The sequence below is a fragment of the Rhodococcus sp. JVH1 genome, from assembly GCF_000280725.2.
In the GTDB taxonomy this organism is placed as follows: domain Bacteria; phylum Actinomycetota; class Actinomycetes; order Mycobacteriales; family Mycobacteriaceae; genus Rhodococcus_F; species Rhodococcus_F jostii_A.
This window is the reverse complement of the sequence record NZ_CP166289.1, coordinates 2,685,811-2,709,783: the sequence shown is the minus strand read 5'-3', so window position 1 is coordinate 2,709,783 and position 23,973 is coordinate 2,685,811. Positions and strand designations below refer to the sequence as shown.

Annotated in this window: 22 protein-coding genes; 10 read left to right on the top strand and 12 right to left on the bottom strand. The window is 67.1% G+C overall.

Annotated features, from left to right (window positions below; all coding sequences use genetic code 11):
• Nucleotides 1–13: 13 nt before the first annotated feature.
• Complete coding sequence (dctA, locus tag JVH1_RS12250; protein WP_009477869.1) at nucleotides 14–1,480, bottom strand: C4-dicarboxylate transporter DctA; 1,467 nt, start codon at nucleotides 1,478–1,480, stop codon at nucleotides 14–16.
• Nucleotides 1,481–1,609: 129 nt separating this feature from the next.
• Entirely contained in the window at nucleotides 1,610–2,704 is a 1,095-nt protein-coding gene (locus JVH1_RS12245) for a tartrate dehydrogenase (protein ID WP_009477870.1), read from the bottom strand.
• A gap of 202 nt (nucleotides 2,705–2,906) precedes the next feature.
• Here JVH1_RS12245 and JVH1_RS12240 point away from each other — a divergent pair, with 202 nt between their 5' ends.
• Entirely contained in the window at nucleotides 2,907–3,839 is a 933-nt protein-coding gene (locus JVH1_RS12240; protein WP_009477871.1) for a LysR family transcriptional regulator, read from the top strand.
• Nucleotides 3,840–3,885: 46 nt separating this feature from the next.
• Here the strand turns inward: JVH1_RS12240 and JVH1_RS12235 are convergent, their stop codons facing one another.
• Nucleotides 3,886–5,487, bottom strand: a complete 1,602-nt coding sequence (locus tag JVH1_RS12235) for an MFS transporter (protein WP_009477872.1) — start codon at nucleotides 5,485–5,487, stop codon at nucleotides 3,886–3,888.
• A gap of 152 nt (nucleotides 5,488–5,639) precedes the next feature.
• Between JVH1_RS12235 and JVH1_RS12230 the strand changes: the two genes are divergently transcribed.
• Nucleotides 5,640–6,002 carry an amphi-Trp domain-containing protein gene (locus tag JVH1_RS12230; RefSeq protein WP_009477873.1) on the top strand — a complete coding sequence of 121 codons (363 nt, stop codon included), beginning with the start codon at nucleotides 5,640–5,642 and terminating at the stop codon, nucleotides 6,000–6,002.
• Nucleotides 6,003–6,013: 11 nt separating this feature from the next.
• On the opposite strand, the gene JVH1_RS12225 is transcribed toward JVH1_RS12230, so the two are convergent.
• On the bottom strand, nucleotides 6,014–6,835 hold the full coding sequence (locus tag JVH1_RS12225; protein WP_009477874.1) for a class II glutamine amidotransferase: 822 nt from the start codon (nucleotides 6,833–6,835) through the stop codon (nucleotides 6,014–6,016).
• A 181-nt stretch (nucleotides 6,836–7,016) separates the two neighbouring features.
• On the opposite strand from JVH1_RS12225, the gene JVH1_RS12220 reads away from it, so the two are divergent.
• A complete protein-coding gene (locus JVH1_RS12220) occupies nucleotides 7,017–8,435 on the top strand; it encodes a DUF2252 domain-containing protein (protein ID WP_009477875.1) in 1,419 nt (472 codons plus the stop codon).
• A gap of 40 nt (nucleotides 8,436–8,475) precedes the next feature.
• On the opposite strand, the gene JVH1_RS12215 is transcribed toward JVH1_RS12220, so the two are convergent.
• The 4 genes from JVH1_RS12215 to JVH1_RS12200 all read right to left on the bottom strand — a co-directional run bounded on the left by JVH1_RS12215 (nucleotide 8,476) and on the right by JVH1_RS12200 (nucleotide 13,461).
• Entirely contained in the window at nucleotides 8,476–9,873 is a 1,398-nt protein-coding gene (locus JVH1_RS12215; RefSeq protein ID WP_009477876.1) for a putative membrane protein, read from the bottom strand.
• Between the two features lie 40 nt (nucleotides 9,874–9,913).
• Nucleotides 9,914–10,954, bottom strand: coding sequence for a D-2-hydroxyacid dehydrogenase (locus tag JVH1_RS12210; RefSeq protein ID WP_043780935.1), 1,041 nt, complete (start codon nucleotides 10,952–10,954; stop codon nucleotides 9,914–9,916).
• A 4-nt stretch (nucleotides 10,955–10,958) separates the two neighbouring features.
• Complete coding sequence (locus JVH1_RS12205) at nucleotides 10,959–12,407, bottom strand: MDR family MFS transporter (protein ID WP_009477878.1); 1,449 nt, start codon at nucleotides 12,405–12,407, stop codon at nucleotides 10,959–10,961.
• A gap of 97 nt (nucleotides 12,408–12,504) precedes the next feature.
• A complete protein-coding gene (locus JVH1_RS12200; RefSeq protein ID WP_009477879.1) occupies nucleotides 12,505–13,461 on the bottom strand; it encodes a GlxA family transcriptional regulator in 957 nt (318 codons plus the stop codon).
• A 207-nt stretch (nucleotides 13,462–13,668) separates the two neighbouring features.
• Here JVH1_RS12200 and JVH1_RS12195 point away from each other — a divergent pair, with 207 nt between their 5' ends.
• The 4 genes from JVH1_RS12195 to JVH1_RS12180 are packed head-to-tail and all read left to right on the top strand — an operon-like array spanning nucleotide 13,669 to nucleotide 17,671.
• A complete protein-coding gene (locus JVH1_RS12195) occupies nucleotides 13,669–14,322 on the top strand; it encodes a DJ-1/PfpI family protein (RefSeq protein ID WP_009477880.1) in 654 nt (217 codons plus the stop codon).
• A gap of 11 nt (nucleotides 14,323–14,333) precedes the next feature.
• The gene (locus tag JVH1_RS12190; protein WP_009477881.1) at nucleotides 14,334–14,642 is read left to right on the top strand and encodes a hypothetical protein; all 309 of its coding nucleotides are present in this window, start codon (nucleotides 14,334–14,336) and stop codon (nucleotides 14,640–14,642) included.
• Nucleotides 14,643–14,653: 11 nt separating this feature from the next.
• Nucleotides 14,654–15,538: a phosphoribosylaminoimidazolesuccinocarboxamide synthase gene (locus JVH1_RS12185; RefSeq protein ID WP_009477882.1), complete on the top strand. Its 885-nt coding sequence runs from the start codon at nucleotides 14,654–14,656 to the stop codon at nucleotides 15,536–15,538.
• Between the two features lie 3 nt (nucleotides 15,539–15,541).
• Nucleotides 15,542–17,671: a S9 family peptidase gene (locus JVH1_RS12180; RefSeq protein WP_009477883.1), complete on the top strand. Its 2,130-nt coding sequence runs from the start codon at nucleotides 15,542–15,544 to the stop codon at nucleotides 17,669–17,671.
• Between the two features lie 102 nt (nucleotides 17,672–17,773).
• Here JVH1_RS12180 and JVH1_RS12175 read toward each other — a convergent pair whose 3' ends face one another.
• The 4 genes from JVH1_RS12175 to JVH1_RS12160 all read right to left on the bottom strand — a co-directional run bounded on the left by JVH1_RS12175 (nucleotide 17,774) and on the right by JVH1_RS12160 (nucleotide 21,002).
• Nucleotides 17,774–17,953, bottom strand: coding sequence for a hypothetical protein (locus JVH1_RS12175; RefSeq protein ID WP_009477884.1), 180 nt, complete (start codon nucleotides 17,951–17,953; stop codon nucleotides 17,774–17,776).
• A gap of 163 nt (nucleotides 17,954–18,116) precedes the next feature.
• Complete coding sequence (locus JVH1_RS12170) at nucleotides 18,117–18,668, bottom strand: LppP/LprE family lipoprotein (protein WP_009477885.1); 552 nt, start codon at nucleotides 18,666–18,668, stop codon at nucleotides 18,117–18,119.
• A gap of 82 nt (nucleotides 18,669–18,750) precedes the next feature.
• Nucleotides 18,751–19,440, bottom strand: coding sequence for a response regulator (locus JVH1_RS12165; RefSeq protein ID WP_043780937.1), 690 nt, complete (start codon nucleotides 19,438–19,440; stop codon nucleotides 18,751–18,753).
• Nucleotides 19,437–21,002, bottom strand: a complete 1,566-nt coding sequence (locus tag JVH1_RS12160) for a sensor histidine kinase (RefSeq protein ID WP_009477887.1) — start codon at nucleotides 21,000–21,002, stop codon at nucleotides 19,437–19,439. The genes JVH1_RS12165 and JVH1_RS12160 overlap by 4 nt, the downstream gene beginning before the upstream one ends.
• A gap of 160 nt (nucleotides 21,003–21,162) precedes the next feature.
• Here JVH1_RS12160 and JVH1_RS12155 point away from each other — a divergent pair, with 160 nt between their 5' ends.
• The 3 genes from JVH1_RS12155 to JVH1_RS12145 all read left to right on the top strand — a co-directional run bounded on the left by JVH1_RS12155 (nucleotide 21,163) and on the right by JVH1_RS12145 (nucleotide 23,929).
• A complete protein-coding gene (locus JVH1_RS12155; RefSeq protein WP_011597135.1) occupies nucleotides 21,163–22,548 on the top strand; it encodes a C4-dicarboxylate transporter DctA in 1,386 nt (461 codons plus the stop codon).
• A gap of 82 nt (nucleotides 22,549–22,630) precedes the next feature.
• Entirely contained in the window at nucleotides 22,631–23,125 is a 495-nt protein-coding gene (locus tag JVH1_RS12150) for a glutathione peroxidase (protein ID WP_009477889.1), read from the top strand.
• Nucleotides 23,126–23,224: 99 nt separating this feature from the next.
• On the top strand, nucleotides 23,225–23,929 hold the full coding sequence (locus JVH1_RS12145; RefSeq protein ID WP_009477890.1) for a DUF2334 domain-containing protein: 705 nt from the start codon (nucleotides 23,225–23,227) through the stop codon (nucleotides 23,927–23,929).
• Nucleotides 23,930–23,973: the final 44 nt, after the last annotated feature.

The window sequence follows — 23,973 nt, the reverse complement described above, 5'->3', positions numbered from 1 at the left end:
AGTGCGGATGCGGTCATCGCTGTGTGGAGTGCGCGGGCGTCGTCGCCGCGGGGTCGATCCGTTCGTGGTCGATGTGTACCGCGTCCGGTTCCTTGATCATGTGGTGGTGCTTGTCCCGTGGCTCCTGTTCCAGGATCTCCATGTCGAAGTCGTTCTCGACGTCACCGTCGGGCGGGGGAAGTACCTCGCCGGAGAAGACGCGGCGGGCGCGGTCGACGTCGAGTTCGTGGTTCCATTTGGCGACGAACAGGGTGGCGACGGCGTTGCCGATGAAGTTCACCAGGGCGCGGCATTCGGACATGAACTTGTCGATACCGAAGATGAGCATGATGCCGGCTGCGGGGATGGTGCCGAGGGTACTCAATGTTGCTGTCAGCGCGATGAATCCGCCTCCGGCGACACCTGCGGCGCCCTTGGAGGTCAACAACATGACGCCGAGGAGGCCGAGCTGCTGCGGAATCGACAGGTCGGTGTTGGTGGCCTGCGCGATGTACAGCGCCGCGAGAGAGAGGTAGATGGCTGCCCCGTCGAGGTTGAAACTGTAGCCGGTGGGCACGACGAGTCCCACCGTGGGCTTCTTGACGCCGGCGTACTCCAGTTTGCGCATCAAGCCGGGCAGCGCGGGCTCGGCGGTGGAGGTTCCGAGAATGAGCAGGAGTTCTTCCTTGAAGAAGCCGAGCATCCGGAAGATGTTGAGCCGCAGGTACGCCATGACCGATCCGAGGACCACGAAGACGAAGAACGCGGACGTGACGTAGAACAGCAGGATCAGGCTACCGAGGCTGGTGAGGGTGGAGACACCGTACTTGCCGATGGCGAAGGCCATGGCACCGAACGCACCGAGGGGTGCGAGCTTCATGATGAAGCTCAGAACCTTGAATACCACCGCGGTGAGACGTTCGACGGCGTCCCGGATCGGTGCGGCGATCTGGCCTACCGCGTTGATGGCGACACCGAAGATGACGGCGAGGAAGATGACCTGCAGGATGTCGCCCTCGACGAACGGGCCGAACACACTGTCCGGAACCAGGTGGGTGATGAACTCCCACCACTGTTTCTCTTCACCGGTCTGAATCAGCTTGTTGGCGGAGTCGGTCGTTTCCAGCGAGGCGGCGTCGGCGTTCACCCCGTCCCCGAGGCGGAAGAGGTTGATCGCGACGAGGCCGGTGAGCAGCGCGAGGATCGTTCCGACCTGGAAGTAGGTCAGCGCCTTGATTCCGGTCAGCCCGACCTTCTTCAGGTCCGCGACACTCGCGATGCCGCCGACGATCGTCAGGAACACGATCGGGCAGATCAGCATCTTCATCGCGGTGATGAAGGTGGTGCCGATCGGCTCCATCGCCTCGCCGGTGTCCGGCCAGAGCCACCCGACCAGGATGCCGAGCACGATCGCGATGAGAACCCAGAAGTACAGTTGCCTGTACCACGGTTTCTTCACAGTCGCCGGTTGGTAAGTCGCTGCGCTGCTGGGTATTTCCATGACGTTCACCTCAGGTGAGAGTGTTCGGGTGTGAAGGCGGGGTGGCCGAGAGTTACCGACCGTTCGAGGGGTGAGGGCCCGACTCGGCAGATCCTGCCGAGTCGGGTCGGCTGTGCAGATGGAAGGCGGTCAGGCCGGGGTCAGCGCGGTCTGCAGAGCGTGCACGATCGCCTCGGTGACGGCGTCGGTGTCCGACGAGCCGCCGATGTCGCGGGTCAGTGCTCCGCTCGCGGTGGCGGCCTCGATGGCGGCTTCGACGCGGCGTGCCTCGTCGTGTAGCCCGAAGTGGTCGAGCATCAGGGCGGCACTGGCGATCGCGCCGATCGGGTTGCTGATGCCCTGGCCCGCGATGTCGGGTGCGGAACCGTGGACGGGTTCGAACATGCTCGGGAAGCGTCGTTCCGGGTTGAGGTTCGCGCTCGCCGCGACACCGAGGCTTCCCGCCAGCGCGGAGCCGAGGTCGGAGAGGATGTCGGCGTTGAGATTCGACGCCACCACCACCGACAGATCCTCCGGGTGCAGGATGAACTTCGCGCTCATCGCGTCGACGAGGACGCTTTCGGTCGCGACGTCCGGGTAGTCGAGGGCGACGCGGTTGAAGACCTCGTCCCACAGGACCATGCCGTACTGCTGGGCGTTGGACTTGGTGACGCTGGAAACCTTCTTCACCGTGCGGGTGCGGGCAAGGTCGAACGCGAACCGCATGATGCGCTCGCAGCCCTTCTCGGTGAACAGCGCGGTCTGCAGGGCGACCTCGTTGCCCGGACCGCGGCCACTGAGGTTACGTCCGCCGAGGCCGGCGTACTCGCCCTCGCTGTTCTCCCGGACGACGACCCAGTCGAGTTCGGTGTCGTCGGCCTTGCGCAGCGGCGACTGCACGCCGGGGAGGAACTTCACGGGCCGTACGTTGGCCCACTGGTCGAAGTTCTGGGTGATGTTGAGCCGCAGCCCCCAGAGGCTGATGTGGTCGGGGACGTTCTCCCATCCGACCGCACCGAAGTAGATGGCGTCGAAAGCCTTCAGCGTGTCGAGGCCGTCGTCGGCCATCATCTTCCCGGTCTGCTCGTAGTACCCGCATCCCCAGGGAAATTCTTCCCACTCGAAGGCGAAACGCCCACCGGACTGTTCTGCGAGGACGTCGAGCACGCGCCGCCCGGCAGCGACGACCTCCTTGCCGACGCCGTCGGCGGGGATCGATGCAATCTTGAACGTCTGCGGTGCCATGTCGTTGCCTCCATCGTGTTGTGCTCGTCACAGTGTGTGATGCATTCATTAACCCGTCACAATCACGCAGCGTCCATGACCAAGAGTCGATCCGGCTTATAGGTTTGACCTAATCGAAACGCATCTTCGCAGGTAGAGTGAGTGTCCACGCAGCGGACGCACTCCAGGGTTCGGCGCGGATCGACGGAGATGAGGGGTTCGGATGGACGCGCGTCAGTTGAGGTACTTCCTGGCCGTGGTCGATCAGGGAGGCATCAACCGCGCAGCGGAAACACTGCTGATCGCGCAGCCCTCGCTGTCCCAGTCGATATCCGCGCTCGAACGGGAACTCGGGGTACCGCTCTTTCACCGCGTCGGACGCCGGCTGGTGCTCAGTGACGCCGGCGAAACGCTCGTCGGTCCCGCCCGCGTGGTGCTGCGCGATCTCGAGGACGCGAAGGCCTCCGTCGATGCGCTGAAAGGGTTGCGCGCCGGTCGCGTGGACCTGATCACGATGCCGTCACCCGGGATCGAACCACTCACCACGATCCTCACCAGCTTCAGCCGCACCTATCCCTCGGTCACCGTCAATGCCGAGGCGGCGTTCACTCCCGAAGAGGTGCTGCACGCCGTGCGCACCGGCGTCTGTGAGATCGGCATCCTGGGTTCACCCGCCGCGGTGCGTGCCCCCGAACTCGACGTCGTGGCGCTCGAAAGCCAGCCGCTGATCCTCCTCTCCGGTCCGGGCGCCGAAACACCGGCCCGCCCGGAGATCCGGAGATCGGAACTGTCGGGCTTCCGCCTGATCGTCTCGCAGCGGGGGTCGTTGATGCGAACACTCGTCGACGAGGTCCTCGCCAGTGGCGTCGCCGCCACCATCGTCGCCGAGGTCGCCCACCGGACGTCGATCCTGCCGATGGTGCTCAGCGGATTCGGGCAGGCCGTCATGCCGTCGTCGTGGGCGCCGTCGGCCCGGCAGGCCGGCGCCACCGTGCACCGCATCGTCCCCGAGTCCTACCTGCACGTCGCCGCCGTCTGCCGGCGAACCCACCTCACGCCACCCGCGCGGGCGCTCATGGACGAGGCACGACAGTACGCAGGACGCACACCGGCTGCCTGGGAAGCGCCGGCAGCGGAGGGCCCGCAAAACTCCTGAACGACGGTGGTGCCCACGACCCGTGCGGTGTCGAGGTGTTGGGGATTCAGCCCAGGTCTGTCCCTTCGCCCGAGTTCTGTGGTGTCGTGTCCGGGATCCGCCTCATGCGGAACGAGTTGAACACCCCGATGAGGCCGGCGAGGATGGGGATGAGCAGGGCGACCTGAAGGGCGAGGGGTCGTGCGCCGGTGTTGATGCGGACGATCTCGTCCTGAATCGCCGGGGGTTGGTCGACGAGTAGTTGTTCGAGCTGGGTGTTGCTCATGACTTCGGCGTCGTCCTCGAGCACCTGCGCGACCTGTTGCTGCTCTGCCGGCGGGAGCACGGTGCTCGATTCCGTCATCGCCGTGAAGGTGAGGGACAGTGTTGCCAGCATGATGGCGCCGGCGAACGCCAGCCCGAACGAGAGCCCGAACGATCCCGCTGCGGAATTGACGCTGGCGGCCTCGCTGATCCGTTCCTCCTCGATCGGGGCGAGTGTGTAGTTGTTGAGCTGGGATACCAGCAATCCCAACCCGGATCCGGCGATCACCAACGGGATCACCAGGCCCCAGCCGAACTCGGCGCGTGGCACGATCGGGATCAGCGCCGCGATCCCGATCGTCAGAAGCACGAATCCCCACCGGATGATGCTGCTCGGGCGCCGGTCGCCGGCCTTCTTGCCCGCGAGCAACGCCACCGCGAACATGCTGAGGGAGAGGGGTGCGAGGGACAATCCCGCCTGCATCGCGTTGTACTCGAGCACCATCTGCAGGTAGATCGGCAGCGCGATCATCGTGCCGCCCAGGGCGATCTGCTGGAGCATCTGCCCCGAGATGCCCAGTCGGAAGATTTTGGAGCGGAACAGATCCGGGTCCAGCAAGGCCGGCTTCCCGCCACGTTTGCGCCGCACGAGCCAGTAGGCCAGCGCGGCCAGTGCGACCGCACCGATCACCAGGAGCGCCGCAACGGATTCGCCACCCTCCTGCCACACCAGGATTCCCAGCACGATGCCGCCCATCCCCAGAACGGAGAGGACCGCGCCCACCAGATCGATCACCCGGGGCCCGGTGTACGGCACATCCTGGACCAGTGTGATGCCGGACAGCACGACCGCGATGATGACGACCTCGAGCACGAACCCGACGCGCCACGAGAGGTAGGTGGTGATGAAACCGCCGAGCAGCGGTCCGACGGCGGCGGCGATCGCGGCCGCCGCCCCGACGAGGGCGTAGACCTTCTTCTGCGCGGCGCCTTCGAAGTTGCCGTGGATGAGGGACTGCATGGCGGGCAACAGGAGTGACGCGCCGATTCCACCGAGTATCGCCCAGAAGATGATGATCGCGGTCAGGCTCTGTGCGAGCGCCATCGCGGACGCACCGACTGCGTAGCCGAGCAGGCCCAGCACGTACGCCCGTTTGCGTCCGATGAGATCGCCGACCTTGCCGCCGATCAGGATGAACGCGGCAGAAACCAGCGCCTCGAGTGCGATCGCGGCCTGGACGCCGCTGACGGTGGTGTCGAGGTCGCGAACCACCGACGAGATCGACACGTTCATCAGCGACGTGTCGACGACGAGCACGAACATCGCCATTGCCAGCAGGATCGCGAGTGTCCGCCGAGGGCCCGTTGCCCGCTCGGAATCACCGTTGGTCGGTTCTTCGGTCATAGGAGGCCCACCGTCCGTCCATTCCGCTGCACCCGAGTGTCCCATGCGCGGGGACGGCGAAGCTACAGAGTCGGATTGTTATCCGTTCGATCCGGGCACCGGTCTCGCGACGGTTACGGTGATGAGACACTGCACCGAGGTGAGGAGTCGCCGTGCCCAAGCTGGAGATCAAGAGGAAGTCCGAACTCTCCCGGAAAGAGGTGTCCGACCGGCTCATCGCGCTCGGGCAGGCCCTCGCGAGCGGCTCCGAGGTGGAACTGGGCTCCGGTGGCGACTCGATTTCGGTCGTCGTCGGCGACCGTGTCCAGTGGGAGCTCGAGATCGAGGTCGACGGCGACGAGACCGAGATCGAGATCGAAATCAGTTGGCGCGACGATCCGTCCGAAGAATCCACCGCCGACGCGGAACCGGAACCGGAACCGGAATCGGAATCGGAGACTCCGCCGGTCAAGACTGCGCCTCCGGCCAAGACCACCGCGCGTCGTGGGCGGCCCCGCAAGAGCACCGCCAAGTGAGCTGGGCGAAGTCAGGCCGGTGAGATCGGTTCGAAGGGCCGGATTTCGTCGTCGCCCGGACGGACCACGGCGGCCGAGGATTCCGGCACTTCGTTCCACGCGCCTTCGAGGTCGCGGAGAGGCTCGGAGACCACGAAGCGGGTCTCCCCGCTCAATTCGCGCAGCACCTCGACCTCCGGGTGCAGTGCGCGCACCTTCGCGACCTCGGTGGAGAAGAACAGCGACCTCGACTGCCGCTCACTCGAATAACGAAAGACCCACAGCGATTCACCGTCGGTGGTCGCGACGGTCATCTGCACCGGATGCTCGACCCCGTACGTGCGGCCGACGTCTTCGACGAAGCCGACCGCCCGGGCGACGGCACCGAAGGGGTCGTCGGCGAGGCCGAACGTCAGTGCGAGGAAGAACAGGGCCTCGGAGTCCGTCGACCCCTCGATGTCGGAGAACAGCGTCGGGTCGACGGCCATCACCAGGTCGCGTCTGATCTCGTGAAAACCGCGCAGGGCGCCGTTGTGCACCCACAACCACCGGCCGTGCCGGAAGGGATGACAATTGCTGCGCTGCACCGGCGTCCCGGTCGAGGCCCGCACGTGCGCGAGCAGCATCGGTGTTCGCACCTGACCGGCGATCTCCCGCAGATTGCCGTCGTTCCAGGCCGGTTCGATGCTCTTGTACACCGCCGGCTCACTGCCTTCGCCGTACCAGCCGACTCCGAACCCGTCCCCGTTCGTGGTGGTCGCCCCGAGCCGCGAGTGCAGACTCTGGTCGATCAGCGAATGCACCGGTCGGAACAACAGGTCCTCCGCGAGGATCGGCTCGCCCGAGTACGCCATCCATCGGCACATACAACAATTCAAGCAGAACGGAACCGGCGAGCCCACCCCCCTTTGTCGATGAACCTGCTGGTATTTGCCGCCAACGCCGTCCGCGCGGAGGAGAATGGGCAACCGACAAGCCATATCGCGTCGCTCGAGGAAGGCAGACAGCCATGTCCGAGGAATCTACGGCGGCCCGATGACGAACTCCGCGGAACACGACGAACGGGTGGCCCATCCGAGCCGGGCCGAGCGCGCACAACGAGGGACGGCCGCCCGTCGAGACACTCCACCGTCCGCGCTGGCGGAGCACGGTGTGGCCGATCGGCGCGACCCGGTGGGCCTCCTCGAGAAGCAGGCGACGGAGAGAGTCGCGGAACTCGTTCCGATCCGGTACGGGCGCATGGCGGCGACGGCCTTCGCCTTCTACCGCGGCGGTGCCGCGATCATGGCCGACGACCTGTCCCACTCGCCCACCACGGGCCTGCGCACGCAGCTCTGCGGCGACGCGCACCTGAGTAACTTCGGAATCTTCGCCACCCCGGAACGCCTGCTGGCATTCGACGTCAACGACTTCGACGAGACACATCCCGGACCCTTCGAATGGGATGTCAAACGCCTGGTCTCGAGCCTCGCGATCGCGGCGCGGGAGAACGGATTCAGCGGCAGGAAGAGCAGGAAGATCGCCCGCGCCTGCGCCGCCGAATACCGCGAAACCATCGCCAGACAGGCACAACTGGGAAATCTGGCCGTCTGGTACTCCCACATCGAGCCCACAGCGGAACTCGTGGAGCTTCGAGACGAGCTGGACAAGTCGCAGAAGAAGCGCGCCCGCACAGCTCTGGAGAAGGCGCGGCGCCGGGACAGCGTCCAAGCGCTTTCCAAACTGACCGCCGTCGTGGACGGTGAGAGGCGGATCATCAGCAACCCGCCACTGTTGGTCCCGGCCGAGGAGCTGTACGCGGGCGACGACCTCGACTCGGTGTACCGAGACCTGCGACACCGTCTGGGCGTGTACGCGCAGTCTCTGCGGTGGGACCACCGCGTCCTCTACGACCAGTTCCGGATGGTGCAGATCGCCCGCAAGGTCGTGGGGGTCGGCAGTGTGGGCACCCGCACCTGGATCATCCTGATGCTCGGAGCGGACGACGACGATCCGCTGTTCCTCCAGGTCAAGGAGGCGGGTCCGTCGGTGCTGTCGCGTTACGTCGACGGGCCGTCGTTCGCGACCGAGGGCGAGCGGGTAGTCAGCGGACAGCGGCTGATGCAGGCCGCGAGCGACATCTTCCTGGGCTGGGAACGGGGTGCCGGTCCCGACGGCGTCGAGCGGGACTTCTACGTACGCCAACTGCGGGACGGGAAGGGTTCGGCGGTGGTCGAATCCCAGACCCCCACCGTGATGATGCTGTACGGGCGATTGTGCGCCCGGGCCCTCGCCTACGCGCACGCGCGGGCAGGCGACCGGATCGCGATCGCCGCCTACCTGGGGGACGACACCGAATTCGACCACGCGATGGAGGAATTCGCCGAAACGTACGCCGACCAGAACACCCGAGATCATGCGGCGCTGCTCGAGGCCGTCGCCGGGGGCCGCATCGTCGCAGCCACCGGTCTCTGAAGCAGCGACGCGGTCGACTGGCTTCGACAGTCGGCGCGGCTCAGAAGATCTGCATGAACCGGTACCAGTCGGATTCGATGTGCTGATATCCGATCTCACCGTCACGCTGGGGTCGCCCGATCTTGTCGGTCCCGTCCGGCAGACGAGCGACTCCGACAAGGTTGACCAGGCCGCCTTCGAGGAAGAAGTGGCAGCCGGTGTCCAGCGGCTCGACGCGCCAGGTGTCGTACAGTCCTATCCGCTGGTCGTCGGACGACGGTGTGCACGTCTGCGCGTACGCGGTCAGTTCGCCTACCGACAGCCGCCACCCGAGGTCGGACGGCACACCGAAGAATACGAGGGTCGCCGTCAGCGCCACGATGGCCGGTGCCAGGCAGATGCGTCGATCCCACCGGAACCGCCAGAGCTGAACGCCGGCGAGGATCAGCCACACGGCACCCAGAATCAGCAGGGCGAAACCAGCGAGCACGACGTACGGGAAGACCGGGTCGAGCGGAATCGTGATCACCAGCGTCGCAGCGCAGGCGAACGCGACGAGGGCGGTGAGGACGATCCCGGTCGCCAACCGCCACCACCGCGGCGTGTCGGTCCGGTGGCGGGGCCCGTGCTGGGCTGACTGTTCGTCGCGGCCGTCCATCAGGGGTCTCCGTTCGCAGGCGCTCTCCGAGAGGTGGTCAGGTCGATGACCTCCGGTCAGGCTCGCATGGGCGGTGGGCACGCCGAAGCCGCGGAGGTCGCGGGCGGTGGCACCGGGTTCGAAGGTGCTGCCGCCGGGGCCGAATCGTCCGATCACGGTGTGCCGGCTGTCCCAGAGCACGCCGCGAGTGGGAAGTGCCCAGCGGGTCGAGAAGGTGGACGCGGCGTCCTCGTCGTCCGCGGACGGGTCGTGCGCCGCGGCGATGTGCGCGGCGTAGGCGCGCAGCGCGACCGCGAAGGCGTTGGGTTCGCGGCCGGTGTCGAGGAAGTGCGCTCGGTCGCCGCACTGCGGGCAGTGCCACGACGCGCGGTCGCATCCGCCGGCCAGGCCCACGGCAGGTGGTTCGCCTCCGGGCGGACCGGCGGTGCGATACGCGTCGAACGGGTCCGGTTGCTCGAGCGGATCGGTCGCCTGCCGTGCCGCCGCAACCATGTCCCGCCAGGCGGCATGCACGTCGAATCCACCGGGCATCAGCACTTCTTCGGGCATCGGCCCGATGAACGCCGAGCCCGCGCACAGCACAATGCTGTGATCGCGGGCGTAGCTGTACGCCGGGTCGAGTGCCCGGGCGTGCCGCATCTGCTGCATGCGTTCGGTGATCGGGAGCCCGTGCCATTCGCGTCCGCAGTGCGGGCACAGGTCCTGGTTCACGGTCGAGTCGTGCCCGGATCGGTTGTCGTGGTTCGCGAGTTGGTCGTAAACGAGCCGGTCGATCCGGTCGACGAGGTCACGGTCGGTCATGGTGGGTACCCACGGTAGCGGGGGCGGTCGTTCGGCGCAGTCAGTATCCCGCGTCGAAGTCGAACTCGTTGAGCAGCGCCGCGTCACCCGACAGGTAGCGTCCGAGATTCTCGACGAACAAATCCACGATCTTTCCGTTCTCGGACGGCACATTGGCGGCACTGTGCGGGCTGAGAATGACATTGTCGGCCGTCCACAACGGCGAGTCCTCGCGGAGCGGTTCGGTGGAGGTGACGTCCAGGACCGCCCCGCCCAGCCTGCCCGTCGACAGTGCTTCTGCGAGAGCATCTTCGTCGATGATCGGTCCCCGGCCGAGATTGACGACCAGCGCGCCGTCGGGGAGCGCGGCGAGTTCGCGGCGTCCGATCAGTCCGCGAGTGTCGTCGGTGAGGGCGCAGGAGATCACGAGAATGTCCGCGGTGGGCAGGTGCTCGGCGATCCGGTCGGTGGTGGTCATGCTCTCGAAGGGGGCGCCGGCAGGTCGTGGGTTGCGGGCGACCCCGTCGGCGGTGACGGAGAAGCACCGGAGGAGTTCCGCTGTGCGCGAGCCGATCTTGCCTGCGCCCACGACGAGCGCGTGGCGTCCGGCGAGCTCGGTCGTTTCCTGCTTGCGCCAGGTCCGGGTCTGCCGGTCGGCGATCAGCCGGGGGAGTCCGCGCGTGAAATGCAGAATGCCGGCGAGCGCGAACTCGGCCAGCGGATCGGCGTGGACTCCCGCGGCGGTCGTCACCGTGAGCGGCGCACCCGACAGCCCGAATTTCTCGATCAGTTGCCCGGCGCCTGCGGACGTCGCCTGGATCCATGTCAGATTCGGCGACTGTTCCAGTGTGTGTTCGGGGTGGCGCCAGTCGAAATCGAACATGACGTCGGCGGTCCGCAACATCGACGTCCATCGGTCGTGCTCGCCGGCCGTCAGCTCACGCGGCACCCCCACGTGGTCGCTGTGCCATCGAGGCCGGGGGAGCAGTTCGGGTGCGTACGACACCCGGATCCGAGGGTCGCAGGCTGCGATCCTGTCGACCAGGTCCTGCTCGAGATACGACGCGATCAGCACGTCGAGGCGCGGGTCGGGCACGGTCACTCCTTCAGCGCCGGCGGTCGGGCGTCGGTGCGCCCGACTCGATCTCCGGTGCGGAGGCGGACTTCGGCATCGCGGCCGCGGCGACGACGAGTACGACGGCCGCGCCGAGGGCGGCCACGAACACCAGATGCAGGGCGCCGGCCAGGTCGCCGGGGGCGGGGTTGTCGGCGCCACCCAGTCGCGCGTTGACGAGGGCGCCGAACAGGGCGACCCCCACGGCGCTGCCGATGGACCGGGCGAACATGTTGGTCGACGTGACGACGCCGCGCTCCGACCAGTCGACGCTCGACTGCGCCGCGATGAGGGTCGGGCTCGCGACGAGTCCCATGCCCCCGCCGATGACGAAGCAGCAGATCGCCACCTGCCACACCGCCGATTCGACGGACAGGCTCAACGTGAGAGCGGTGCCCGCCACGACCAGCAGACTCCCCGCGGTGGCCGTGACACGGAAGCCGAAACGCAGGTACACGCGCCCGGACTGTGACGCGGCGATCGGCCAGCCGATGGTCAGGGTGGCCAGCGCGAACCCGGCGACCAGCGCGCCCGTCCCGAGGACGCCCTGGGTGAAGGTCGGCACGTAGGTGGTCAGGCCCAGGACGATCGCCCCGACCAGCAGTGACACGAGGCTGCTCGCCGCGAGAACCCGCCGGGTGAACACCCCCAGCGGCAGCACCGGTTCGGCGGCGCAGCGTTCCACGAGGACGAAGACGATCAGGAACACGAATCCTGCCGCGAAGATGCCGAGACTGATCGGTGAACTCCACGCCCAGGCCTGCCCGCCCTCGAGGAGTCCGAGGATGAGCAGCGTCGCCCCGACTGCCAGGACTCCGGCGCCGGCGTAGTCGATGGACCGCTGTGTGCGCACCTGCTTCTCGTCGAAGTTGCGGATCAGCATCACGGCCGCGAGCAGGCAGAGAGGAATGTTGACGAAGAAGATCCACCGCCACGACAGGTACTCGGAGAACACCCCGCCGAGGGTCGGGCCGACCACCGCCGACATGCCCCACACGCTGGCCAGATAACCCTGGGCCTTGGCGCGTTCGGCGAGGGTGTAGATGTCTCCGGCGATGGTCATGCTCATCGGCTGGACGGCGCCGGCGCCGAGACCCTGCACAGCACGGAACGCGATCAGCGCGGGCATGCTCCACGCGATCCCGCACAGCACCGAGCCGACGCCGAACAGGGCGATGCCCAGGAGCATCACCGGCCTGCGGCCGAAGATGTCGGCCAGCTTGCCGTAGATCGGCACCGACACGGCCTGGGTGAGCAGGTAGATCGAGAACAGCCACGGGAACTGCGAGAAGCCGCCGAGGTCCCCGACGATGGTGAAGACGGCGGTGGAGATGATGGTCGCATCGAGCGCGACCAGTGACGTCGTGAGCATCAGTGACACGAGAATCGGTCCGCGTTCCGAACGGAACCCGACGTCGACCGGGGTCGTGTCCGTCGCCATTACCCACCTTCTCCGGTTACCGCGCTCACAAGAGTTCCTGACCAACGGTAACGACAACGGGAGACGAAGTGTTCCGCGGCTGTGCCCCGTGACGCCGTCACGCGGTCGCCGAGGATCCGCGGAACGCCGCGCGGTACGAGTGGGGGCTGGTGCCCACGACGCGCTTGAACCGGTCGCGGAACGCGGTCGGCGACCCGAAGCCCACCTGCGCGGCGATGCGGTCGACGGAGTGAGTGGTGGTCTCCAGGAGGTACTGCGCCTGATGAATCCGGACGCGGTGAAGCCACTGCAACGGTGTGGTGCCGGTCTGCTCGCGGAATCTCCGATTGAGGGTGCGGGGGCTCGTCCCGGCTCGCCGGGCGAGGTCGTCGAGCGTCAGGTCTTCGCGGCTGTTCTCGTGCATCCACCGGAGCAGCGGTTCGAGGCTCGTCAGCTCCGCGGACGGTGGTCGTTCGTGAACGATGAACTGCGCCTGTCCGCCTTCGCGTTCCAACGGCATGACCGACAACCGTGCAGCGTCGGCGGCGACCGCCGACCCGTGATCCGAACGGATCATGTGCAGACACAGATCGAGGCCTGCCGCGGCACCGGCCGAGGTCAGGAACTGGCCGTTGTCGACGTAGAGCACGGCCGGATCCACGTCGACCAGCGGGTGACGCGCGGCGAGGAGTTCGGCAGCCGCCCAGTGCGTCGTCGCCCGTCTGCCGTCGAGTAGTCCGGTGGCGGCCAGGATGAACGCTCCCACGCAGATCGACGCGATGCGGGTGCCACTGTCGGCTGCCCGGCGCAGCGCCTCGAGAACTTCGGGTGCAAGCGGAGCGGTGGGGTCGGCCAGACCCGGCAAAATGATCGTGTCGGCCGCGTCCAGAATGCTCAGATCCCACGGCGCGCGGAGTGTGAATGCGCCGGCATCCACGTCACCGCCGGGGGCGCACACCTTCACCCGGTAGGCCGCGCGTCCGTCCGGCAGCCTGGTGCGGCCGAAGACCTCGATCGGGGTGGCGAGATCGAACGCGATGACACCGTCGAGTGCCAGGACTGCCACGGTGTGCATGGCTACAACCTACGCAGTCGATCGATTTCCGCCAAGGGCGCATAACGGCGGTAAACGACGATGTGAAAGGAAGAGATCTGCGGGGATGGCGTGGCGATAATCCGTTGATCTGTGGCGAAAATGCCAGTTCTCAGGTCTCGATCGGCTGGCTGGCGTCACTGGCGGCCCGTGTACTCGGCACGCGGCACACAGGGAAAGGCACCACGGATGCATGTCCAGATCGCGCTGTTCGACGGATTCGATCCGCTCGACGTCATCGCTCCCTTCGAGGTACTGCACGCAGGCGGTCTGTACGCCGACGGCGCGCTGACCGTCGAACTGGCCTCCGCCGAGGGCGTGCGTGAGGTCCCGAGTGGAACGGCGCCGCTGAGTCTGCGGGCCGCCGCGACGCTCGACGTGGGGCGGGCCGATGTGATCGTCGTGCCGGGTGCGTCGGGGCGCGTGGAAGAGCGCGCCGAGGGCGAAGACACCATCCCGAGAATTCTCGGACGGACCCTGGAGACGCGGCTTCCCGACGTACTGCGGGAGGCCTGTGCCGACCCGGACCTGATCGTCGCCACCGTCTGCGGCGGGTCGCTCGTGCTCGCGATGGCCGGACTCGTCGAAGGCCGCCACGCCGTCACCCATCACCTGGGGATGGATCTGCTCGACGCCACCGGGGTGGTCGCCGTGGACGCCCGCGTCGTCGACGACGGTGACCTCGTCACCGCGGCCGGCGTCACCTCAGGTCTGGACCTCGGACTGTATTTACTCGAACGGGAACTGGGACCGCGCATCGCGCACGCGGTCGAGACATTGTTCGCCTACGAGCGCCGCGGCACCGTCTGGCGTGCCCGTGGGCTCGAACCCACCACCATCTGAGGAGCAGAGCCATGTCTGTCGACGGCACCTGGAACGTCTTGATCGCCACGCCCATCGGGAAGCAACGAGTCGAACTCACCTTCGTCACGCAGGACGGGGAACTTCGCGGCATCGCTCGCGGAGCCGCCGAGGAAGTGCCGCTCACCGACCCGACGCTCGACGGGAACCGGCTCACCTGGTCTCAGTCCATCACCAAGCCGCTGCGCCTCCACTTGCAGTTCGATGTCCTCGTCGAGGGCGACGAGATGACGGGGAAGTCGACGGCGGGACGTCTGCCCAGCTCGAAGGTCAGCGGCCGCCGGTCGGTGCCCGACCGATAGGCTGGGTCACCGTGCGCCCCTCACTCGATTCATACGCCCATCTGGCCGGTGGCAAGGTCCGCGACCTCTACACGATCGACGACGAGCACCTCCTGTTGGTCGCGAGCGACCGGATCTCCGCCTACGACCACGTCCTCAGCACCCCGATCCCGGACAAGGGGCGGGTGCTCACCGCGATGAGCGTCTTCTTCTTCGGCGTCCTCGGTGGCAACAACCATCTGGCCGGTGAACCCGACGACAGCCGGATCCCCGAAGAGGTCCTCGGCCGCGCGCTGGTGGTCCGGAAGCTGGACATGGTCCCCGTCGAGTGCGTGGCCCGCGGCTACCTCACGGGGTCGGGGCTGCTCGACTACAACGAGACCGGCGCGGTGTGCGGCGTCGCACTGCCCGAGGGGTTGGTGGAGGCGAGCCAGCTTCCCGACCCGATCTTCACGCCCGCCAGCAAGGCCGAACTGGGCGAGCACGACGAGAACATCAGTTTCGAGGCCGTGGTCGAGAAGGTGGGTCAGGACCTGGCCGTGAAGCTGCGCGACGACACCCTCGACATCTACGGCCGGGCGTCCAACTTCGCCGCGGACCGGGGCATCATCCTCGCGGACACCAAGCTCGAGTTCGGACTGGACCCGCAGGGCAACCTGGTTCTCGCCGACGAGGTCCTCACCCCCGACTCGTCCCGGTACTGGCCGGCCGACGGGTACGAGGCCGGGAAGGTGCAGCCGAGCTTCGACAAGCAGTTCGTCCGCAACTGGCTCACCGGACCCGAATCCGGCTGGGACCGCGCGTCCGACACTCCGCCGCCGCCGCTGCCCGCCGAGATCGTGGAGGCGACCCGCGAGCGGTACATCGAAGCGTACGAGCGGATCTCGGGTCTGTCGTTCGCGGACTGGGTGGGCTGAGACATGACCTCCGAAGGCGCGAAACTGACCCCGCCGGTCGCGAAGAAGGTGCCTACCGAACGCGTCCACCACGGTCACACGTTCGTCGACGAGTACGAGTGGCTGCGCGACAAGGAAGACGCCGAAGTCGTCGCGTATCTCGAGGCCGAGAACGCGTACACCGAGCAGCAGACCGCGCATCTCGCGCCGCTGCGGGACCAGATCTTCCAGGAGATCAAGTCGCGCACGCAGGAGACCGACATGTCGGTTCCCACCCGGATGGGCGACTGGTGGTACTACGCCCGCACCATCGAGGGCAAGCAGTACGGCGTCCAGTGCCGGGCACCGATCGCCGGCCCCGACGACTGGACCCCGCCGGAACTGGCTCCGGGTGTCGAACTGCCCGGTGAGCAGGTGCTGCTCGACGGCAACGCCGAGGCCGAGGGGCACGACTTCTTCTCGATCGGCGCTTTCTCCCTCAGCCACGACGGCACGCTCCTCGCGTACTCGGTCGACGTGGTCGGCGACGAGCGCTACACGCTGCGTTTCAAGAACCTCGTGACCGGCGAACTGCTGCCCGACGAAATCCCCGAGACCGCGCCGGGTGCTACCTGGGCCATCGACCACAGTCACGTCTTCTATCTCACCGTCGACGAGTCCTGGCGCCCCGACACCGTGTGGCGGCACAAGCTCGGCACCGACCGTGCGCAGGACGTCACCGTGTTCCACGAGCCGGACGAGCGGTTCTGGGTGTCGGTCGGGTCCACGCGGAGCGAGAAGTACCTCATGATCTGGGTGGGGTCGAAGATCACCAGCGAAGGCTGGGTGCTCGAATCGGAGAATCCCGAGGGCGAGTTCCGGGTGGTGCTGCCGCGACGCGAGGGCGTCGAATACGGCGTGGAGCACGCGGTCGTCGCGGGGGAAGACCGCTTCCTGATCATGCACAACGACGTCGTCGACGGTGAGAAGGCCGAGAACTTCGTGCTCGCCGAGGCGCCGGTGTCCGATCCGACGTCGCAGACCATTCTCATTTCGCACCGCTCCGACGTGCGGTTGGAGGAGGTCGACGCGTTCGCCGACCACCTCGTGCTCGGTTACCGCCGGGAGGCGTTGACCCGGCTGGCCATCTGGCCGCTCGGTGAGGACGGCTACGGCGAGTTCACGGAGATCGAATTCGACGAGGAACTCTTCAGCGTCGGGCTCGGGGCCAACCCGGAATGGCGGCAGCCGACACTGCGGATGGCGTTCACGTCGTTCATCACGCCCGGCCAGGTGTACGACTACGTGCTGTCGACGGGTGAACTCGCCCTGCGCAAGTCGCAACCCGTGCTCGGCGAATTCGACGCCGGAAACTACGAGCAGCAACGCGACTGGGCCGTCGCCGAGGACGGGACGCGCATCCCGCTGTCGATCGTCCGGCGGAAGACGAACGGCGTCGACGACCCCGCCCCCACGCTCCTCTACGGGTACGGATCGTACGAGGCCAGCATGGATCCCGCGTTCTCCGTCGCGCGGCTGTCCCTGCTCGACCGGGGAGTGGTGTTCGTGGTCGCGCACGTGCGCGGCGGGGGCGAGATGGGCAGGCACTGGTACGAGACCGGCAAGACGCTCACGAAGAAGAATACCTTCACAGACTTCGTCACGAGCGCACAGCATTTGATCGACACCGGGCGTACCACGCCGCGGCAGATGGTCGCCGACGGCGGCAGCGCAGGCGGCCTGCTGATGGGTGCGGTGGCCAACCTGGCCCCCGAACTGTTCGCCGGAATCCTCGCCAACGTTCCCTTCGTGGACCCGCTGACGTCGATCCTCGACCCCTCACTGCCGCTGACCGTCATCGAATGGGACGAGTGGGGCAACCCGCTCGAGAACCCCGAGGTCTACGAATACATGCGCTCGTACAGTCCGTACGAGAACGTCGAGGCCAAGGACTACCCGGCGATCCTCGCGATCACCAGCATCAACGACACCCGGGTGCTCTACGTCGAACCGGCGAAGTGGGTCGCCAAACTGCGCGCCACCAAGACCGGCGACTCGCCGCTCCTCCTCAAGACGGAGATGAGCGCCGGGCACGGCGGTGTCAGCGGACGCTACGAGAAGTGGAAGGAAGTAGCGTTCGAATTCGCCTGGGTGCTCGACACGATCGGCGAGTAGGTAGGGGGCACCCGCGCCGAGGATGCGATATCTCGGCGTGTGAAAAGCATCGGCGAGCGAGGCGGAAATCGGAGGGTCAGGGGGCTTTCCGCCTCGCATGGCTCAGATGCAGAAGCTGATGCTGGCCGACCCCAGTGGCAGGTTGAGGCAGACGGCGATCGAACCGACTGCCGGGGTCGGTGAGGGCGCAGCCGGTGCGGCGACAGCTGCGGGAGCAGCCAGAGTACCGAGTGACAGGGTCATTGCGATTGCGGCGAGTGTGGTGGCAATTCTGCTAGACATTGTGAAGGTCCTTGACTGAGTTACTGCGAGCCGGAGGTGACTCCTCTACAATCGTCCACCGATGTGATCCAGGTCACAACCTCTGACGGAGCTTTTCTCGACCGCCTCCGGTGGTCCCGTCCGCGTCATGTCAATGCCGTTGTGCCACAGCGGTAGTCGGAGGTCAGTTGTAGGAGTCGAGCATCTCCTGCGGCAGCGGCTGCTCCATCACGACCCGGGACCCGTCCCAGGAGTAGGTGATCACCGCGGGTCCGCCCGACGGGCAGCAGTTGGCGTCCTGCTCGCCGAGCCACCTGTACTGCACCGATACGGAGTCGCCGGTGGACTCGACCACCCGCGTGTAGGCATACGATTCGGCTGTCGCGGTGCCGAGATACGCGCCGTCGTGGAAGAAGAGCACCGGGGTCGGCGAACTCACCGTCCCCATGAGCGTCTCCGCCGTGGCCCACAGCAGCGCGGGGCAGTCCCCGCCGGCGGCATCGGACGCGGTTCCCGGTACCCACGGATCGCCGCCCGGTGCGTCGCCGAGCGACGCGAACGCGTCGGTGACCAGTGCCGAATCGAGGTCGAGGCACCGTCCGCTGCGTACTTCTGCGGCAGAAGCGGCCTGTGGGACCGGGGAGGCAGCGGATTCTGCCGCGTCGTCGCTTCCGGTGCACCCGGTGAGCGCGGTCGCAGCCACGACGGTCAGAAATGCTGCCACGCGAGTCTTCATGTGTTCTCCCTGCATCGTCCCCGGCAGGAATTACTTCGCCTCCCTCACTGTCTCGCGCGGCGTGGCCGGTTCGTTACGGGAGTCAGCGCAGCGCGTAGCGAATCTGTGGGCGCCCCGCACGGCCGTACTCGGTGTGCCGGGTGAGCACGCCGTCGTCGGCCAGACGTTCGAGATACCGCCAGGCCGTGACCCGGGAGACCCCGATACTGGCCGCCACCTCGGCCGCCGTCAGCGGTCCCACAGCGTCGCGGACGCAGGCGGAGATGTGGTCGAGTGTCTGTGGTGCAACGCCTTTCGGGGACGCCGCGCGGTCGTCGGAGGTGCGCAGCGCCGACATCGCCCGATCGATGTCGTGCTGACTCAGCGCGTTGCTTCCGGCGGGCAGGGCGTCGCGGAATTCCCGGTACCGCTCGAGTTTGTCGCGGAACGCCGCGAACGTGAACGGTTTCAGGAGATACAACGCGATTCCGCGCGCCACGGCGGTGCGGACCATCTCGAGGTCGCGGGCCGAGGTCACCGCGATCACGTCGGGACTCGGTCGCACGCCGCTCAGTGCCGCCGCCACGTCGAGTCCGCTGGCATCCGGCAGGCCGATGTCGAGCAGGACGAGGTCGATGGGGTCGTCGCTGCCGTTCGCGGCGGCGACCGCGCGCATCGCGCTGTTACCGTCGTGCACGACGGTGTGGACCGAAAAACCCGGAATGCGTTCCACATACGCCCGATGCGCCTCGGCGATGAGTGGTTCGTCCTCGACGATCATCACACGGATCACGAGGCGGCCCCGTCGATCGGGATCTCGACGACGATCATCGATCCGAGCGACGGCTCCGTGTGGATCGTCCCGCCGTGCCGCGCCACCACCTGCGCCACCAGCGCCAGCCCGAGCCCGCGCTGACCCGACTTGGTGGAGTAGCCGCGCGTGACCGCCTTGTCGAGTTCGTCGGCGGGAATACCGGGGCCGCTGTCGGCCACCCGTACCACCATCATCGAATCCTCCTGACGGACGGTCACTTCCACCCACGCATCCTCTCCGGGGGACTCCGTCGCACCGCGGGCGGCGTCGATCGCATTGTCCACGAGATTACCCACCAGCGTGACGAGTTCACGCGCACTGAGCGACGCGACGGGTCCGAGGGCGGTGTCTTCGGTGACGGTCAGGTCGACTCCCCGTTCGGCGGCCACACCCACCTTGCCGAGCAGCAGTGCGGCCAGAGCGGGTTCGTGCACCGCCGTCATCAGGCGGTCGATCAGTTCCTGCGACAACCGCAGATCCTCGGTGGCGAACGCGATCGCGTCGTCGTAGCGGCCCAGTTCGACCATCGTGATGATCGTGTGCAGACGGTTCGCCGATTCGTGGGCCTGCGACCGCAGCGATTCCGCGAATCCGCGCACGGAGTCGAGTTCACCCATGATGCTTTGCAATTCGGTGCGATCGCGCAGTGTCAGCACCGTCCCCAGACGCTGCCCCTCCCACGTCACGGGCTCCCGGCTGACGAGCAGCACGCGGTCGGGGGTCACGTGCACCTCGTCCCGGGAATCGTCGCCCTGCGACTGCCGCAACGACTCCGGCAGCGCAGCCACCGGGACCGGGCCTTCCGGGAGATCGAGGAGGCGGCGCGCTTCGTCGTTCACCACTTCGGCCTTCGCGGAGTCGCCGCTGTCGCGGCCGAGCACCAGCAGGCCCTCGCCGATCGAGTGCAGGACGGCGTCGTGATGTTCGTACATCTGCCGCAGCTCGTCCGGCGCCATCCCCAGTGTCTGACGGCGCAGGCGCCGGCTCAGCAGGAACGAGCCGGCCGCCGACACCGCCAGACCGATCGCGGCGACCGCGAAGATGGTCGGCAGGCTCGCGGCGAACTGGTCGCCGATCTTCTCGCGCGTGACGCCGACGGACACGAGACCCGCGATCCGGTCGCCGTCGTACACCGGGGCCACGGCCCGGATCGACGGTCCCAGCGAGCCGGCATACGTCTCCGTGAACGTCTCCCCGCGGAGCGCGCGCTCGATGTTGCCGGAGAACACGCCGCCGATCAGCTCCGGATTGGTGTGGGTGAAGCGGATGCCGGCGGGCGTCATCACGACGATGAAATCGGTGCCGGTCGCGGCACGGATCCGCTCGGTCTGGGGCTGGAGAACCGCCGTCGGGTCGGGGGACCGCAATGCCTCGACGGTGCCGTCCGACAGCGCGAGCGTGGTCGCGACGGCCGTGACGGCACGTCGGGTGGTCTCGTCGCTGTCGCGACGCTGATCGACGATAGCCAGCGCGGTCCCGGCGCCGATGACCAGCACCAACACGACGAGCTGCAGGAGGAAGAGCTGCCTCGCGACGCTCATGGGACGTCTCGGCGGATGGTGAGGCAATGCATTTCTCCTGAACGTAATGAACACAAACTTCTCCAGCCAAGCGATCGCTTAGAAGATTCTTCCAAGACGTGATCGCGGTCACTAACCGGCCTCACCGATCAGCTTGCCACTCGAATTGGAGGACAATCCCATGAGTACTGCGACAGGGAAGACCAAGAAGCGCGACCGGACACACTGGTTGTACATGGGGGTCATCGTCGCCGTCGTCGCGGGCGTCCTCGTCGGATGGCTGGCTCCGGGAGTCGGCAAGTCGCTCGGCGTGCTCGGCACGATGTTCGTCGACCTCATCAAGATGATGATCAGCCCCGTCATCTTCTGCACGATCGTGCTCGGCATCGGATCGGTGAAGGCCGCAGCCAAGGTCGGCAAGGTCGGCGGACTCGCCCTCACCTACTTCATCGGGATGTCCACGGTCGCGCTCGGCATCGGCCTGGTGGTCGGCAACCTGCTCAACCCGGGCTCCGGCCTGAACATCAGCGCCGACACCGCGGGCACCGGAGCGGCGCTCGCCGAGAAGGCCCACGGCGCCGGCGGCACCATGGACTTCCTCCAGTCGATCATCCCCACGTCGCTGATGTCGGCACTGACCGAGGGAAGCGTGCTGCAGACCCTGTTCGTCGCGCTGCTCGTCGGCTTCGGACTGCAGGCCCTCGGCAAGCAGGGTGAGCCGATCCTGCGCGGTGTCGCCTCCGTGCAGAAGCTCGTCTTCAAGATCCTGTCGATGATCCTGTGGCTCGCACCGATCGGTGCCTTCGGTGCCATCGCGAACGTCGTCGGCCAGACCGGTCTCAGCGCCGTCGTCCAGCTCGCCACGCTCATGCTCGGCTTCTACCTCACCTGCCTGATCTTCGTGTTCGGTGTCCTCGGATCCGTGCTCCGCGTCGTCGCAGGCGTCTCGATCTTCAAGCTGGTCAAGTACCTGGCCCGCGAGTACCTGCTGATCTTCGCCACGTCCTCGTCCGAGTCGGCCCTGCCCCGTCTGATCGCGAAGATGGAACACGTCGGCGTCGAGCGCACCACCGTCGGTGTCGTCGTCCCCACCGGCTACTCGTTCAACCTCGACGGCACGGCCATCTACCTGACCATGGCGTCGATCTTCATCGCCGACGCGATGGGCCAGCCGCTGTCCTTCCCCGAGCAGCTGTCGCTGCTGGTGTTCATGATCATCGCGTCCAAGGGTGCTGCCGGAGTCAGCGGCGCCGGGCTCGCCACCCTCGCGGGCGGCCTGCAGAGCCACCGTCCCGAACTGCTCGACGGCGTCGGCCTCATCGTCGGTATCGACCGGTTCATGTCCGAGGCCCGCGCGGTCACGAACTTCTCCGGCAACGCCGTCGCCACCCTGCTCGTCGGTTCCTGGACCAACACGATCGACAACGAGCGCGTCCGCACCGTCCTCGACGGCAAGCTCCCGTTCGACGAGTCGACGATGGTCGACGACGGCCACGGCGAGGTCGTCGAAGAGCAGGCCACCGAGACCCCTGCCGCCGACGAGCCGCGGGTCCTCGTGAAGAGCTGACACCCACTCCGAAGTAAACCTCTGTGCGCCCGGGCGATTCGAAGCCTGGGCGCACAGAGGTTTGTTGGCTACGTTGGTGCGCATGACGACACCTGTTCAGAACATCGGCATCAACACACTCGGCGGCACCCCGACCTCACTCGGCGAATACGACGGTCGCGCCGTCCTCGTGGTGAACGTCGCCTCGAAGTGTGGACTGACCCCGCAGTACAAGGGCCTCGAGAAGCTCGCCACCGATTACGCCGACCGCGGACTGACCGTGATCGGCGTCCCGTGCAACCAGTTCATGGGTCAAGAGCCCGGCACCGCCGAAGAGATCGAGACCTTCTGCTCCACCACCTACGGCGTCACGTTCCCCCTGCTGGAGAAGATCGAGGTGAACGGCGAGAACCGGCACCCGCTCTACGAGGAACTGACCAAGGCCACCGACGCCGAGGGCGCCGCGGGCGACATCCAGTGGAACTTCGAGAAGTTCCTCGTCGCACCCGACGGCACCGTAGTGAAGCGGTTCCGTCCCCGCACCGAGCCCGACTCCCCCGAGGTCGTCGAGGCCATCGAGGCGGTCCTGCCCAAGTAGTAGGCGCTCCGCGCTCCTGCGCCTTTTCGGTAGCTCCCACTACCGGAAAGGCGCACGAGCTTTGCTCGCTGTTCACGTTCACCTGTCACGCTGAGGACCATGACCGGACAACTGATCGTGTCGGTGTCAGGAATCAAGGACGAGACGCGCGACTTCGCGGCCGCGTTCGCCGAGGAGATGGATGCGCGCGGCGTGCCGCTGTCGCTGCTCGTCGCCCCGCGCCTGAAAGACAAGTATCGACTGGTCAACGACCATGCGACGCAGGACTGGGTCCGTGCGCGCCGATCCCGAGGCGACGCCGTCGTCCTCCACGGGTACGACCAGGCCGCGACCAAACGTCGCCGGGCCGAGTTCGCCTCGCTTCCCGAACACGAGGCGCGGCTGCGACTGCTCGCGGCGGACCGGGTGATGGAACAGACCGGACTGCGCACCAGACTGTTCGCTCCGCCCCGCTGGCTGGCGTCGCAGGGCGCCGTCACGGCACTGCCGTCGGCCGGGTTCCGGCTGCTGGCCGCGATGACCGCCATCCACGACCTCGAACGCGAGACGTCGGTGCGGTCGCGGGTGCTGGGGATCGGCGAGGGATTCCGCGCCGAACCGTGGTGGTGCCGGGCCCTCGTCCTCGGCTCCGGACGGACCGCCAGGCGTGGGGGCGTGGTGCGCCTCGCCGTCACCGCGAAGCAGTTGGGCACGTCGGGACCGCGGCAGGCGATGCTCGACGCCGTCGACCTCGCGCTCTACCACCACGCGCGGCCCCAGGTGTACCGCTGGGAGCCGCGGATCCCGCAGATCGGTGCCGCCTGACCCGTGAGTACTTATTAACCGCGGGCGGTTAATAAGTACTCACG

What these genes read in the sequence shown, in the direction of transcription:
- dctA (WP_009477869.1), bottom strand. Translation starts at nt 1,480, where the DNA reads ATGGAAATACCCAGCAGCGCAGCGACTTACCAACCGGCGACTGTGAAG.
- JVH1_RS12245 (WP_009477870.1), bottom strand. Translation starts at nt 2,704, where the DNA reads ATGGCACCGCAGACGTTCAAGATTGCATCGATCCCCGCCGACGGCGTC.
- JVH1_RS12240 (WP_009477871.1), top strand. Translation starts at nt 2,907, where the DNA reads ATGGACGCGCGTCAGTTGAGGTACTTCCTGGCCGTGGTCGATCAGGGA.
- JVH1_RS12235 (WP_009477872.1), bottom strand. Translation starts at nt 5,487, where the DNA reads ATGACCGAAGAACCGACCAACGGTGATTCCGAGCGGGCAACGGGCCCT.
- JVH1_RS12225 (WP_009477874.1), bottom strand. Translation starts at nt 6,835, where the DNA reads ATGGCGTACTCGGGCGAGCCGATCCTCGCGGAGGACCTGTTGTTCCGA.
- JVH1_RS12220 (WP_009477875.1), top strand. Translation starts at nt 7,017, where the DNA reads ATGACGAACTCCGCGGAACACGACGAACGGGTGGCCCATCCGAGCCGG.
- JVH1_RS12215 (WP_009477876.1), bottom strand. Translation starts at nt 9,873, where the DNA reads ATGACCGACCGTGACCTCGTCGACCGGATCGACCGGCTCGTTTACGAC.
- JVH1_RS12205 (WP_009477878.1), bottom strand. Translation starts at nt 12,407, where the DNA reads ATGGCGACGGACACGACCCCGGTCGACGTCGGGTTCCGTTCGGAACGC.
- JVH1_RS12200 (WP_009477879.1), bottom strand. Translation starts at nt 13,461, where the DNA reads ATGCACACCGTGGCAGTCCTGGCACTCGACGGTGTCATCGCGTTCGAT.
- JVH1_RS12195 (WP_009477880.1), top strand. Translation starts at nt 13,669, where the DNA reads ATGCATGTCCAGATCGCGCTGTTCGACGGATTCGATCCGCTCGACGTC.
- JVH1_RS12190 (WP_009477881.1), top strand. Translation starts at nt 14,334, where the DNA reads ATGTCTGTCGACGGCACCTGGAACGTCTTGATCGCCACGCCCATCGGG.
- JVH1_RS12180 (WP_009477883.1), top strand. Translation starts at nt 15,542, where the DNA reads ATGACCTCCGAAGGCGCGAAACTGACCCCGCCGGTCGCGAAGAAGGTG.
- JVH1_RS12175 (WP_009477884.1), bottom strand. Translation starts at nt 17,953, where the DNA reads ATGTCTAGCAGAATTGCCACCACACTCGCCGCAATCGCAATGACCCTG.
- JVH1_RS12170 (WP_009477885.1), bottom strand. Translation starts at nt 18,668, where the DNA reads ATGAAGACTCGCGTGGCAGCATTTCTGACCGTCGTGGCTGCGACCGCG.
- JVH1_RS12160 (WP_009477887.1), bottom strand. Translation starts at nt 21,002, where the DNA reads ATGAGCGTCGCGAGGCAGCTCTTCCTCCTGCAGCTCGTCGTGTTGGTG.
- JVH1_RS12155 (WP_011597135.1), top strand. Translation starts at nt 21,163, where the DNA reads ATGAGTACTGCGACAGGGAAGACCAAGAAGCGCGACCGGACACACTGG.
- JVH1_RS12150 (WP_009477889.1), top strand. Translation starts at nt 22,631, where the DNA reads ATGACGACACCTGTTCAGAACATCGGCATCAACACACTCGGCGGCACC.
- JVH1_RS12145 (WP_009477890.1), top strand. Translation starts at nt 23,225, where the DNA reads ATGACCGGACAACTGATCGTGTCGGTGTCAGGAATCAAGGACGAGACG.